Annotated in this window: 11 protein-coding genes; 8 read left to right on the plus strand and 3 right to left on the minus strand. The window is 46.4% G+C overall.

Annotation, left to right across the window (positions count from 1 at the left end; all coding sequences use genetic code 11):
- Positions 1 to 309 precede the first annotated feature (309 nt).
- Together ACWA6V_RS07300 and ACWA6V_RS07305 are read right to left on the minus strand one after the other, a co-directional pair.
- Positions 310 to 1227: a response regulator gene (locus ACWA6V_RS07300; RefSeq protein WP_331351468.1), complete on the minus strand. Its 918-nt coding sequence runs from the start codon at positions 1225 to 1227 to the stop codon at positions 310 to 312.
- A 46-nt stretch (positions 1228 to 1273) separates the two neighbouring features.
- Positions 1274 to 4732, minus strand: coding sequence for an ATP-binding protein (locus ACWA6V_RS07305; protein ID WP_449521859.1), 3459 nt, complete (start codon positions 4730 to 4732; stop codon positions 1274 to 1276).
- Positions 4733 to 5176: 444 nt separating this feature from the next.
- Between ACWA6V_RS07305 and urtA the strand changes: the two genes are divergently transcribed.
- The 5 genes from urtA (at position 5177) to urtE (ending at position 10264) form a co-directional block, all read left to right on the plus strand.
- On the plus strand, positions 5177 to 6439 hold the full coding sequence (gene urtA / locus ACWA6V_RS07310; protein WP_310075571.1) for an urea ABC transporter substrate-binding protein: 1263 nt from the start codon (positions 5177 to 5179) through the stop codon (positions 6437 to 6439).
- 203 nt (positions 6440 to 6642) lie between these two features.
- A complete protein-coding gene (gene urtB / locus ACWA6V_RS07315) occupies positions 6643 to 7569 on the plus strand; it encodes an urea ABC transporter permease subunit UrtB (protein ID WP_310075574.1) in 927 nt (308 codons plus the stop codon).
- A 15-nt stretch (positions 7570 to 7584) separates the two neighbouring features.
- Positions 7585 to 8790: an urea ABC transporter permease subunit UrtC gene (gene urtC / locus ACWA6V_RS07320; protein WP_449521860.1), complete on the plus strand. Its 1206-nt coding sequence runs from the start codon at positions 7585 to 7587 to the stop codon at positions 8788 to 8790.
- Positions 8780 to 9526: an urea ABC transporter ATP-binding protein UrtD gene (gene urtD / locus ACWA6V_RS07325; protein WP_449521861.1), complete on the plus strand. Its 747-nt coding sequence runs from the start codon at positions 8780 to 8782 to the stop codon at positions 9524 to 9526. Before urtC ends, urtD begins: the two co-directional genes overlap by 11 nt.
- Before the next feature lie 48 nt (positions 9527 to 9574).
- Positions 9575 to 10264 (plus strand): urea ABC transporter ATP-binding subunit UrtE, encoded by a 690-nt coding sequence (gene urtE / locus ACWA6V_RS07330; RefSeq protein WP_449521862.1) that lies wholly within the window; start codon positions 9575 to 9577, stop codon positions 10262 to 10264.
- Positions 10265 to 10364: 100 nt separating this feature from the next.
- On the opposite strand, the gene ACWA6V_RS07335 is transcribed toward urtE, so the two are convergent.
- Positions 10365 to 10685 (minus strand): hypothetical protein, encoded by a 321-nt coding sequence (locus tag ACWA6V_RS07335; RefSeq protein ID WP_449521863.1) that lies wholly within the window; start codon positions 10683 to 10685, stop codon positions 10365 to 10367.
- 239 nt (positions 10686 to 10924) lie between these two features.
- Between ACWA6V_RS07335 and ACWA6V_RS07340 the strand changes: the two genes are divergently transcribed.
- From ACWA6V_RS07340 to ACWA6V_RS07350, 3 genes are all read left to right on the plus strand, one after another.
- A complete protein-coding gene (locus ACWA6V_RS07340; RefSeq protein ID WP_449521864.1) occupies positions 10925 to 12082 on the plus strand; it encodes a helix-turn-helix domain-containing protein in 1158 nt (385 codons plus the stop codon).
- A gap of 122 nt (positions 12083 to 12204) precedes the next feature.
- Positions 12205 to 13434: a formamidase gene (fmdA, locus tag ACWA6V_RS07345; RefSeq protein ID WP_449521865.1), complete on the plus strand. Its 1230-nt coding sequence runs from the start codon at positions 12205 to 12207 to the stop codon at positions 13432 to 13434.
- A 224-nt stretch (positions 13435 to 13658) separates the two neighbouring features.
- Positions 13659 to 13791 (plus strand): zinc ribbon domain-containing protein (locus tag ACWA6V_RS07350; RefSeq protein ID WP_449521866.1); only part of this gene is annotated, 133 nt, incomplete at its 3' end.

The following is a 13791-nucleotide window of genomic DNA, read 5'->3' on the forward strand; positions in this document are numbered from 1 at the left end:
GCGCAAATTACCGGGGGCTTCCAGCTGTCCATGAAAATCATTAAACGCGATAATTTTTATCTGAGTATCCACATTCAATACTGCGCAGGAGCAAATCGAGAGGCAGATTAGACCAATTAAGCAACTAATCAATTTCATAAAATATTCCGGTATGGTCTTCTCCGGTATTGAATAAGAGTAAAACACGCGGTTGGCGTGCACCCCATTTAATCATGGATGACAGATATGAAACTAGCTTGATGAATTGATGACAGTTTTAGTTCAGAAGGCAAAATATCACTAAAAATTGGGAGCGCGATGAAGAATGTTTCAGCCCCGCGCCAAACACTTAATCGCCACCGCTGCTGCCGATGTTCGATTTTCCACGCCGAGCTTTTTAAATATTTGCTCCAAATGTTTATTCACCGTGCGCGGACTCATCTCCAAAATCTGGCCTATTTCACGGTTGGTTTTGCCGTTGGCGATCCATAACAATACGTCGGCTTCGCGGCCGGTTACTGAAAATTGTTGTTTGAGGGATTGGGTGTCGTCAGCGGGTTTATGGGGGTTGGTCAGGCGCAGTAAATATTCTTTGCCATCGATTAAATTCAACATTTCCACACTGAGTTCTTGCGTCACTTGCTGCAGTGGTAATTGGCGGCCGGTTTCGGGCTTGTGACTGATCCACTCGCGCAACTGCTGGCTAATGGTGTGGGTGAGGGCGATGGAATCGGCAGTGGCGCCGGCACCGTCCAGCAATTGATAAACCTGTGGTGTGGCCCATACCAATTGCCCGTGTAAATCGATGGTTAATAAATATTGCCCTGCAGTATCCAAGGCGGCGCGTGCGCTTTGGGTAATGCGCGCGTTGGCGAGATGCACGCGCATGCGCGCAATTAATTCGTCCGGGTTAATCGGTTTAGTTACATAATCCACACCGCCTGCATTTAAGCCCATCACCACATGTTCGGTGTCGCTCAGGCCGGTCATAAAAATAATGGGCACATCGGCGAGCTGCGGGTTGAGTTTTAATTGACGGCAGGTTTCAAAGCCATCCATGTTCGGCATTATGGCGTCGAGCAAAATAATATCCGGGCGAATATTTTTAGTGATGGTCAGTGCCTGCGCGCCTTCCAGTGCGACTAATACGGTGAAGTGCGATTCTTCCAATACATCGTTAAGCATATGAATACTGTCGATAGCATCATCTACCACCAATACGACTTGCGACTGGGTCTTAGTGTTCATTGCAATTTACTCTTTGTTTTAACGAATTTATGATCTTCAAATATAACTACTGGTCTTGAGTCACTTCTGTATCTTGTTCTTCAGCAAGCTCTGCATCTACTAAAGCTAAAATTTTTTCAAACTGGAAATTGCCAGTGAGCTTTTTTAATTCCTGAATAAATACCGGATGGGCTGTACCGGATTTTTCAAGCTCCTGGATTTTGTCTTGCAACCCCTTTTTGTGGCCAATAGCTGCGAGATGAGCGATATCGTGCAGGTGATTATCGGGCGGTAATTCCAGGGCGCGGATAAAGTGTGATGCAGGTGCGGCGCTTTCCTGTTTTTCGTAACACCACACCAGGTTCAATAAACGGCCAATATGATCCAGTAATAAATTGATGCGCACTGGTTTAATCACGTAGGCATCATGTAGCGGTGTAACTTCAGTATTATCATGCGCGGGCAAATCCTTACCTTCACTGGCATCTGCAGAAACCATAATGATGGGAGAGTGGTAACCCGCTTCACGCAATTGTTTTGCCAACTGCCAACCATTTATGCCCGGCATGGAGACGTCGAGCATAATTAAATCCGGGCTTCGGTTGTTGTCTATTTCCTGCATTAGCCGATCAAGCGCGAGCAGGGGATTATCCAATTCGATAATTTCAAAACCGAGCGGTGCCAACATGGCGCGCATGAGTTGGCGGTGCGATGCTTCATCGTCAACCAGCATGAGTGTTCGTACGGCGCCTTTGTAGCCATAAATCGTTTGTACCGGCGCGGTAATAAATTCTGGGTGGGGCTTGCTGATGCTGGCGAGCATCAAGCTCGCTTTAAAAGTGCTGCCAACGCCGGGCGTGCTGGTGACAGCGATATCGCCACCCATAATTTCACTGAGCAAGCGGGTAATCGTTAATCCCAACCCGGTTCCCGTTGCAGTAGAACCTGCGCGGCGCACGCGTTCAAAGGGGCGAAAAATACGCTCGATGTTTTCCGGTGCAATGCCTTCACCGGTATCAGTAATCGTAAATTCAGCGACCTGACTGCGATAGCGCAGTTTAAACACCACGCTCCCTTTGTCAGTGTATTTAATGGCGTTGGATAATAAATTAATTAATATCTGGTGCAGGCGCTTTTCATCAGTGCGCACAAATTCCGGCAGTCGGTCTTTGCATTCGTAAATGAATATCAAGCCTTTGGCTTCCGCTTGTAAACGAAACATGTGGACTAGCTGTTCCATTAATACCGCAATGCGCACTTGGTCTTGATGCAAATCCAATCGTCCAGCTTCGATTTTGGAAATATCCAACAGACCCTCAATCAAATCCGCAAGATGTTCGCCGCTGCGGCGAATTACACCCAACGCGTCTTTGCGATGCGCAGGCATGCTCGGATCTTTTTCCAATAATTGTGCGTAACCCAGTACTGCATTCAGCGGTGAGCGTAGTTCATGGCTAATACCGGTGAGGTAGCGGCTCTTGGCCTGGTTGGCCGCTTCTGCTTCTTCTTTGGCAGTTTGCAGCGCGCGGTCGGTGCGTTCATGCGCTTCAATTTCTTCCATCAATAAACGCGTTTGGCGTTGGGATTCTTCCTGTGCAACAACGCGGCTTTCATGGGCCAATACAAATAACCAGCTGACTACGCCGGTAATAATCACCAACAAGAAAAATACTTTCCACAATGTTGCCTCTAATAATGCTGCTGTCTCTGGAGCATCAATCGGCGTTTGGAAATAAATGAGTGAGAGAAGAATCGCCGAGAGCCCGTTAATAAATAACACAAGGACTACAAAATGCCCAACGCGCGAATTGATATTGGTGGTAATCGACTTAGGTAAAAATAACTTAAAGAAATTGCTCAGCTGCGTGGAATAATTAGCGCCAGGTTTACAGTAATCGTGACAGCGTGCATCAAGCGAGCAACATAACGAGCAGATGTGTCCAGCGTAAGCGGGGCAGTAGGTGATATCTTCAGTTTCAAATTTATGTTCGCAAATACAGCAGGAAATCGTAGCGTGAGCACCTTCGCTGTGATCGGCATCTTTCGTTACATTAACAACCGGGCGTGCTAGGTAATAACGCCCACCAGTGGCAAATGCAATCAGTGGTGCACAGATAAGTGCAAGGCCTAGTGCGATAAAATGCGAGAGCGCCTGCGCAATATCACCCAGAATTCCAGTGTGGCAAACAATGCCGGCCACTGATGCGATCAACATCGAGCCGACGCCCACAGGGTTAATATCGAACAAGTGCGCGCGTTTGAATTCGATATGTTTCGGGCTGAGACCGAGCGGTTTGTTAATTACGAGATCGGCCACCAGCGAACCCAACCAGGCCACGGCGACTATGCCGTAAAACCCTAGCGTTTGTTCCAATGCGCGATAAACGCCAAGCTCCATCAGCAGCAATGCGATTGCAACATTGAAGACCAACCAAACAACGCGACCAGGATGACTGTGAGTCAAGCGGGAAAAAAAATTAGACCAGGCAATTGAACCGGCATAAGCATTGGTCACATTAATTTTGAGCTGGCTCAAAATGACAAAAATACCCGCTACTGACAACGCCACTTCCGGCGAGCTGGCGATATAACTAAACGCCACCATATACATCCGCGTTGGATCGGCAGCTTCTTGGATACCAATGCCGTGATTTAACGTGAGTACGGCGAGAAACGAACCGGCGAGAATTTTTATCGCACCTATCACAATCCAGCCAGGTCCACCGGCAATCAGTGCAGCCCACCAGCGCAAGCGCGCATTGGGTTTTGGTTCGGGCAAAAAGCGCAAAAAGTCCACCTGCTCGCCGATTTGTGCAATCAACGAAAAAATAACGGCGGAGGCTGCACCAAATAATAAAATATTAATGCCTTCACCTGGTGCTTCTTGTGCTTGCATGCCGCCCGAAAATTCCGTCCAACTTTCTACCGCGCTGGCATCGGCATAGATAATAAAAACAAACGGCAGTAACTGCAGAATAATCCACAGGGGTTGGCTCCACAGTTGGAAGCGGCTAATAAAAGTAATGCCGTGGGTTACCAGTGGAATTATCGCCAATGAACTGATTAAGTATCCCCATGCGAGTGGGATTCCAAATAATAAATCCAAAGCCATCGCCATAATGGCGGCTTCGAGCGCGAAAAAAATAAACGTGAAGGATGCGTAAATCAGCGAGGTGATAGTTGAACCTATATAACCAAAACCGGCGCCGCGTGTGAGCAGGTCGATATCCACACCGTATTTGGCAGCGTAGTAGCTGATGGGAATGGCGGTGAGAAAAATAATCAAGCTCACCGCCATAATCGCGGCGACTGCATTGTTAAAGCCATAGTGCAACGTAATTGCACCGCCTATGGCTTCCAATGCAAGAAATGAAATAGCGCCCAGCGCTGTGGTTGCTACCCGTGCAGCAGACCAGCGCCGTGCGCTTTTGGCAGTGAAGCGTAGTGCGTAATCTTCCAGTGTCTGGTTGGCAACCCACTGGTTGTAATTACGCCGCACGCGAAATATATGCTGCTTGGCAGTCATGGTTTACCCGTTAAACAGTCTGTTCGTCCGGGAACGTCTCGTCGATTAAGTGAGTGGTTTTATCAGCGCTTTATGTTGTGCGCTTTATTTGTGTGCATTTGTGCACTTATTGTTTCTTTCTTGGTGCATTTTTTGTTGCTGCGAAATTAATCAACACCGCTATCACTGGCGTTTAAACATCTACGATTAATCCCTACTCAATTGCTGTACCAACTTTGTGATTTATCCATGCGTCAAATGACGTAGTGGTCTGTGTCATTTATCGAATGGTCTCAAATGCTGCTCGCGCCTAGATTGTGAAGCGTAGAGACAGCTTCCGCTTCAAAGCTCCCTCTCAGTGATTAAACGTCGCAGTAAGGACAAAAACTCAGTGGTAACAATCTGCAAATCCCTATTACAGCTTGTGCGCAACCTAAACAATTTTTAATTACCTGAGGAATGACCATGAACAAGACCCTGCTATCTTCCTTTCATGTTTCGCCCCGCACACAGGGTGCGGGAATGAAAACCTGGAAAAAATGTTTGCTCACACTGGCGGCTTCGCTGGTGTTTGGTAATGCTCAAGCTGCCGATGTAAACACGACTGGCCTTGCAGTGACAGATACAACTGTGAAGGTGGGTATCCTGCACTCGGTGACCGGCACCATGTCGATCAGTGAGACTGGTTCGGTGCAAGCAGAAAAGCTGGCGATCGATCAAATCAATGCGATGGGTGGTGTGCTTGGTCGCAAAATTGAATACATCCAGGAAGACGGTGCGAGTGACTGGCCAACCTTTGCGGAGAAATCCAAAAAATTATTGGTGAACGATAAGGTTGCTGCAGTGTTCGGTTGCTGGACATCTGCATCACGTAAAGCAGTGTTGCCGATCTTTGAACAGTACAACGGTATGTTGTATTACCCCACTTTCTATGAAGGCTTGGAACAATCACCCAACGTGATTTATACCGGTCAGGAGGCTACACAACAAATTATTGCCGGTATCGATTGGGTAACCAAAACCAAAGGTGCCAAATCATTCTACTTGCTCGGTTCCGATTATATTTGGCCGCGCACCTCTAACAAAATCGCGCGCAAACACATTGAAAAATTGGGCTTGAGTGTGGTGGGTGAAGAATATTATCCACTCGGCCATACCCAATTTAACTCGGTGATCAACAAAATTAAATTGAAAAAGCCCGACGTGATTTATGCGATTGTGGTGGGCGGTTCTAACGTTGCCTTCTACAAGCAATTAAAAGCGGCCGGTATTGATATGACTAAAGAAAAACCACTGGTGTTGACCATTTCGGTAACCGAAGATGAAATTCTGGGTATCGGTGGTGAGAACATGGTGGGCGCTTATGCGGCGATGAAATATTTCCAAAGTTTACCAAACGAAAACAACAAGAAATTTGTTGCGGATTTCAAAGCGAAGTATGGCAAAGATATCGTGATCGGTGACGTAACCCAAGCTGCATACCTCGGCCCATGGTTGTGGAAAGCGGCAGTGGAAAAAGCGGGATCATTTGATATCGATAAGGTGCGCGCTGCATCGCCCGGTATTGAGTTGACGACGGCGCCTGAAGGCTATGTAAAAGTTCACCCCAATCATCACCTCTGGTCTAAAACCCGTATCGGTCATGCACGCACTGATGGTCAATACGATGTGGTCTTCGAAACCAAGGACTTGATCGAGCCGGATCCGTTCCCCAAAGGTTATCAATAATAAAACCGCAACCAGCCGTAAGGCTGGTTGCGATATGTGTTGAGAAGATCGTGATGAGTGAGGAGTAGAGTTTGATTTAAAACAATATGAGGCATGGATGCCGATTTTAGCCTACATGGATGTATTTACGGCGTGTTTTAAATTGAACTCTACTCCTCACTTTGGATAGAAGCTCTGTTTTTAAATCGAGATGAGGTGCAGCTATGTTCGCTGAATACAGTAGCTCGGAATTATTATCGATCTTTGCGATGCAAGGTGTAGCGGGATTGATTTTGTTTTCGGTGTTTGTGCTTATGGCCCTTGGGTTGGCGATTATTTTTGGCCAGATGGGCGTTATCAATATGGCGCACGGCGAATTTATGATTCTCGGCGCTTACGTCACTTATTTAACCTCGCATGTTTTTTCTACTTACTTGCCTGATTTTTTTAGTATTTATTTTATTCTCGCGATGATACTCGCGTTTATCGCCGCCGCCGCACTAGGTGCATTAGTCGAATGGGCGATGATCCGACATCTATACCACCGGCCATTGGATACGCTTTTGGCAACTTGGGGTTTAAGTTTAATTCTGCAACAAACCTATCGCACAGTGTTTGGTCCACGCGAAGTGGGCGTCACATTGCCGGATTGGTTGATGGGTTCTTATCAACTCACCGAATCGATTGAGTTACCAATCAACGGTTTATTTGTAATGTGTCTCGCACTCGGAATTTCACTCGCAGTTGCCTTGCTCATGTATCGCTCGCGCTGGGGCACACAAGTGCGCGCTGTAGTACAGAATCGCCCTATGGCCGGTGCAGTGGGGATTAATACCGGCAAAGTGGACCGCGTTACTTTTGCGCTGGGTTGTGGCATTGCGGGCGTTGCGGGCAGTGCGTTTACGATGATTGGTTCTACTGGCCCAACCTCTGGCCAACTTTATATTGTCGATACATTCCTGGTGGTGGTATTTGGTGGTGCATCGAGTTTGCTCGGCACTATTGCTTCTGCATTCAGCATTTCGCAAGCGCAATCGACCATGGAATTCTTTATGAGTGGTTCTATGTCCAAAGTATTAACGCTCTTGTTTGTCGTGTTGATCCTGATGCTGCGCCCGCAAGGTTTGTTCACCCTGAAAGTACGCCGTTAAGAGGAGTATCTCATTATGTCCTATCAAGGTTTAAGATCACTCTTGCCCAAAAAAGATCTCTATGGATTTTTGGTGCTCGCATTAATTCTGGTGATTGTGTTGCAGCTCTCGCTGGATATTTTTCGCCTCAACCTTGTCGGTAATTATTTAACCTATGCATTTGTTGCTGTGGGTTTGGTTCTGTGCTGGGGTTATGGCGGGATTTTAAGTTTAGGGCAGGGTGTTTTTTTCGGTTTAGGCGGTTACGCCATGGCGATGTTTTTGAAATTGGAAGCCTCTGACCCGGAGAGCACCAAAATTCAATCCACACCCGGCATTCCGGATTTTATGGATTGGAACCAAATTACCGAATTGCCTTTCTTTTGGGAGCCCTTCTACAGTTTTGGCTTTACCTTGCTGGCGATTATTTTATTGCCCACCATTTTGGGCTACATCATCGGTGTTGCTATGTTTAAGCGCAGGGTAGGGGGCGTGTACTTTGCAATTATTACCCAAGCACTTGCAGCGATTTTGACGATTTTAATTATCGGCCAACAGGGTTATACCGGTGGTGTAAATGGTATGACCGATTTGCGCACCTTGCACGGTTGGGATATCCGCACCGACAGCGCTAAATACATATTTTATTTTGTATGCGTGTTTTTGCTGTTTGTGTGTTTGTTTATCGCGCAATTTATTCGCAAAAGTAAATTGGGCCGCTTGTTAGTGGCAATGCGCGATAAAGAAGACCGTGTGCGGTTCTCAGGTTACGATGTGTCCAATTTCAAAATTTTTGTCTTCTGCATCGGGGCGATTTTTGCGGCGATTGGTGGTGCTATGTTTACCCTGCAGGTGGGTTTTATGTCGCCCACACTGGTCGGCATTGTACCCTCGATTGAAATGGTAATTTTCTGCGCGGTAGGTGGTCGCTTGTCCATCATTGGTGCCGTGTACGGTGCCTTGGTGGTGAACTTTGCTAAAACGTCTTTCTCGGAAAGCTTTCCAGAGCTTTGGTTGTTTGCAATGGGTGGATTATTTATCGCAGTGGTCATGGCGTTTCCTAACGGTTTGGCCGGTTTATACAACACCTACGCTGCACCTAAAGTGGATGTATTCTTCGCCAAATTATTTGGCAAAACTCCCGTGAGTCATTCATCACCACCAACACCTCCGCCATCAAAACCAACCAGTACTAAAACTGAACCAGTTACTTTGCCGCAAGGAGTTGTCCATGAGCAGTAATACAGACTTTGTGCTGGCGGTGGAAGGTCTCACCGTCTCTTTCGATGGCTTTAAAGCGGTAAACGATTTGAGTTTTTATGTTGATGAAAACGAAATTCGTGTGATTATCGGCCCCAATGGCGCCGGTAAAACTACGGTGTTGGATTTAATTTGTGGCCGCACCAAAGCTACCGAAGGCTCCATTAAGTTTCGCAATAAAGAACTCACCAAAATGAAAGAGCATGACATCGTAAAAGCCGGTGTCGGACGAAAGTTTCAAACACCCTCGATATACGGTGATTTAAGTGTTTTTGAAAATTTGGAGATTTCTTTTCCACGCGGGCGCTCGGTATTTGGTGCGTTAGTATTTAAACGCGATGAGGAAGTTATCAGTAAAGTCCATGAAGTTGCCAATATGATCTTTCTTGGCGACCAATTGGATAAACAAGCGGAACTGCTCAGCCATGGCCAAAAACAATGGCTCGAAATAGGCATGCTGTTGATGCAAGATCCGGATCTGTTGATGCTCGATGAACCTGTAGCGGGAATGTCGGTAGGTGAGCGGCAACAAACTGCAGAGTTGCTGCGCAGCATTATCAAAGATCGATCCGTAATTGTGATCGAACATGATATGCAATTCGTGGCACAAATCGCTGATAAGGTCACTGTGCTGCACCAAGGAAAAATTCTCGCGGAAGGCTCAATCGAACAGGTGAAAAGCGATCCGAAAGTGATCGAAGTGTATTTAGGCCATTAATCCCAGACGGGCACCAATAGCGGCAATTAATAATTGTGAGGAACGATTATGTTATCTGTATCTGACTACCGCGTAAGTTATGGCCAGAGCGAAGTGTTACATGGATTAAATTTTGAAGTGAAACCGCGTGAAATTGTGGCGGTCATGGGCCGCAACGGTATGGGAAAAACTACACTGATGAAATCCTTAATGGGCGTTATCCCCAGTTCCGGTGGCAGCATAAAGCTGGATGGAAAGGAAGTCAGCCACATGAAAAGCTATCAGCGTGTTGCCGGTGGTTTTGGCTTTGTGCCACAGGGGCGGATGATATTTTCCAGCATGACGGTAAAAGAAAATATTGAATCAGGTTTAACTACCACCAAAAAACGCTCAGTACCGCAAGAGCTTTACGATATGTTTCCGGTGCTATTGGAGATGCGCAATCGACGTGGTGGTAATTTATCTGGCGGGCAGCAACAACAATTGGCAATTGCCCGCGCACTGGCGAGCGATCCGAAAATGCTGTTTCTCGATGAACCAACAGAAGGTATACAGCCGTCGATTATTCGCGAAATAGGCCGCACCTTAAAAATGATTCGCGATCAGCGCGGTCTATCAATTGTTGTTTCAGAGCAGGTATTAAGTTTTGCATTGGATATTGCCGACCGGATTCTGGTGATTGAGAAAGGCGAAATAGTTCATGAAGAATTACGCGAGACGATTAATGAGGCAAAGGTTGCGTCCTACTTATCAGTGTAAAAGGGCAGTGTAATTTTTCATTGTTGTTTTGATTTCAGTTATTACCTCTTAAGCCAGCTTTCGCTACGTCTCGGGCGATTGCTGGCTCTTTTATTTGCCGTTAATCCTGACGGTCTTCGGGCGGTTCTCCATTGTGTGGTTCTGGCATATTGTCTGGTTTGCACGCGAGGGTGATCTCATCTGTTTGGTGCGGCGGTGTGCTGCACACGCCATTCACCAATTCATCATTGCGGCCCGCAAACGAACAGACATCATTTTCAGTTAAACCTTTGCAGGCAAGCAGCGCTTCGTGCGGTGGGCCAAAATGATGTTCATCGCGCGGTGGCCGCTGCTGTTCAGCGGCGTAGACTGGCATTGCAAACGAATGCAGTAAAATGCCCAAAACACCTGCGCATTGCGCTGCTTTTATTAATATCTTCATTGTTTACCTCGTGATTGGTCAAATTGTTAAAAGACGTTTCTAAGATAAATAATAAAAATAATAGTTCGGGCTTCTTACTGGTTATCACAGTCTTTGCACAATCAGGCAATACCCAGATTTACCCGCGGTGTCGCTTGTGTGCGAATATCCTTCCTATTGTTGCCATTCAACCCATAGGCTATGCTGATTTTATAATGATAAAAATGACATAAAAATAACCAATCATGGGTGGGCTTTAGGTGGATAAATTAGTTTTAAGCTTTAATGATATTCCTCTCATCCTGGTCATTTTCCAGTCGTTACTTTTCTCTATTCTTTTGTTAACAGCGAATCTGGGCAGGCGTCAGGCCAATTTTTTTCTCGCAATGTTTTTGCTAGCGATAGGGCTCGATGCGTTTGATTCGCTTATCTACTGGAGTCCCAGTATCAAAGTTGCCTATCTGGATGGCGCTGTACACATATTTTATTGGTTGAAATTCAGCGTTTACCTTGCAGCACCTATGTTGTTTTTTTATGTGAAATCGATGATTGATCCCGATTTCAAGCTGCACTGGCGGTATGCCATACACTTGTTGCCCCTGCTGCTATTCCCCTTGTTTATCATCGGCCTCTATACCAGCCTGACGCCAGAAGAACGGGTGCTGGGTATTACGCAATTTGGATTGTTATACAAAGAGCCTGTATTCCAGATGCATCTATGGATGAGGCATTTCTTATATGTAGGTTATGGCATCGGTTGTTTTTACCTACTTTTCCAATATAAAAACCGTTTAAAGCAGCACTACTCCAACATTGAAAACATCGATATGTTTTGGTTGCAAATGTTGATAGGTGGTTTTTTGATGATTTGGGTGTGGGTGTTTATTTCTTACTTGCTAACGCTGCTAAATGCATCCCAATGGATTGGAAACCTGATTGGTATTTCCGGCAACGTGTTTAGCTTCGTGTTCGTAAATGCATTAGTGCTTTACAGCATGGCCCATTCCACTATCGGATATCGGCGAGTAATGACAGAGGAGGAAAAATCTGACGCGCCTGAACCTGAAAAATATGACCCACTCATTATGACCAAACTCAATCAGTTGATGAAAGACAAGGAGCTCTATCTCGATCCTGAATTCACGCTGGAGCAACTAGCGGAAGTTAGCGAGATTCCTTTGCGCAAAATTTCCGCTGCCATTAACCGCGATGCCGGACAAAACTTTTTTGATTACATCAACTTCCATCGCGTGCAAAAGGCGGCTTACATATTGGCCAGCCGTAACGGCAAAACGTCCATGCTGGATGTGATGGCCGATGCTGGCTTCAACAGTAAATCGACCTTTTATCGAGCTTTTAAAAAATTCCTCCATATGACGCCAACGGATTACGTTGATCAACTCAGTCGTAAAAACTGATTGTCCATACGTCAAATAGCGTAGGTGCGCGCGCTATTTGTCGTATGGTGATTCGTTGGTCTGCGCCAGATACTGACCCTGTTCCGAGACGTATTGTCCAACAATCACCAGGAGTCAGAACCATGGCTGAAACGATTATCAAAATAGATTTAACCAAATCGCCCTATGAAAATGAAATGATCCACAATCGCTGGCATCCGGATATTCCCATGGTCAAAACGGTGAAGCCTGGCGAAGATTTTATTATTGAATGTTACGATTGGACGGGTGGCCAGATTGCGAATAACGACAATGCCGATGACGTGCGCGATGTGGATTTATCGCAAGTACATTTCCTCTCTGGCCCCGTAGGAGTAGAAGGCGCAGAGCCGGGTGATTTGTTAGTGGTGGATATTCTCGACATTGGCGCCTTTCAAGAAAGCATGTGGGGCTTTAATGGATTTTTCTCCAAACAAAATGGTGGCGGTTTCTTAACAGAACATTTTCCCGAGGCGCAAAAATCGATTTGGGATATCAACGGTATGTTTACCAAATCCCGTCACGTTCCCAACGTGGAATTTGCCGGGTTGGTGCATCCCGGTTTGATTGGTTGCTTGCCATCCAAAGAAATGTTGTTGGAGTGGAACAAGCGCGAGAAAGAACTTTACGACACTGAACCGGACCGTGTTCCAGCGCTTGCCACACTTCCCTATGCCGATACGGCGCATATGGGAAAAATGGCTCCCGATGCGGCAAAAATTGCAGCTGCTGAAGGTGCACGCACCGTACCGCCGCGTGAACACGGCGGTAACTGCGATATTAAAGATTTATCGCGCGGCTCCAAAATTTATTTTCCGGTCTATGTAAAAGGCGGCGGGCTTTCGGTTGGTGATTTGCATTTCAGTCAGGGCGATGGTGAAATCACTTTCTGTGGTGCCATTGAAATGGCGGGTTGGATCCATCTGCGGGTGAGTTTAATTAAAGATGGTATGGCGAAATACGCGATTAAAAATCCAATCTTCAAACCCAGTCCAATTGCGCCGAAATACGATGACTATTTAATCTTCGAAGGTATTTCAGTCGATGAATATGGCGAACAACATTATCTGGATGTGCATGTCGCTTATCGCCAGGCTTGTTTGAATGCGATTAATTATTTGACCAAATTTGGTTACTCCAAAGCGCAGGCTTATGCAATTCTCGGTTGCGCTCCGGTGCAAGGGCATATCTCGGGTGTGGTGGATATTCCGAATGCCTGTGCAACCTTGTGGCTGCCGACGGATATTTTTGATTTTGATGTAAATCCATCAGCAGAAGGGCCGACCAAAAAAGTTTCGCCGGGAATGGATGTACCTTTATCTAAAGACAAGTAAGGGAAAAGATTAAATAGCATTTGTTTTTTATCGATGCCAGCAGGATCTACTGAGATGGATTCCGGCAGGTGCTCCGGGACGCGCAGTCTGAGACCGTGCACAGCATGTAAGCTGTGCCCGAGCTTACAGGGATGTATTTACGGCCCGTCCCAGACTGCGCGTCCCGGAACAAATGACGGAGTCCATTCCTGCGAAAATTCCAACGCTTTTATTGAGGAATTCACATGCCCGTTTACGACTACAAATGCGCAGACCACGGTCTGTTTTACGAATTGGCTTCGATGGATGATTCGAGCAAACCGGCTGCTTGCCCAAACTGTGCAAAGTTGAGTGAACGAGTCATTATGGTTGCGCCGG

The sequence above is a fragment of the Cellvibrio sp. genome (assembly GCF_053579595.1).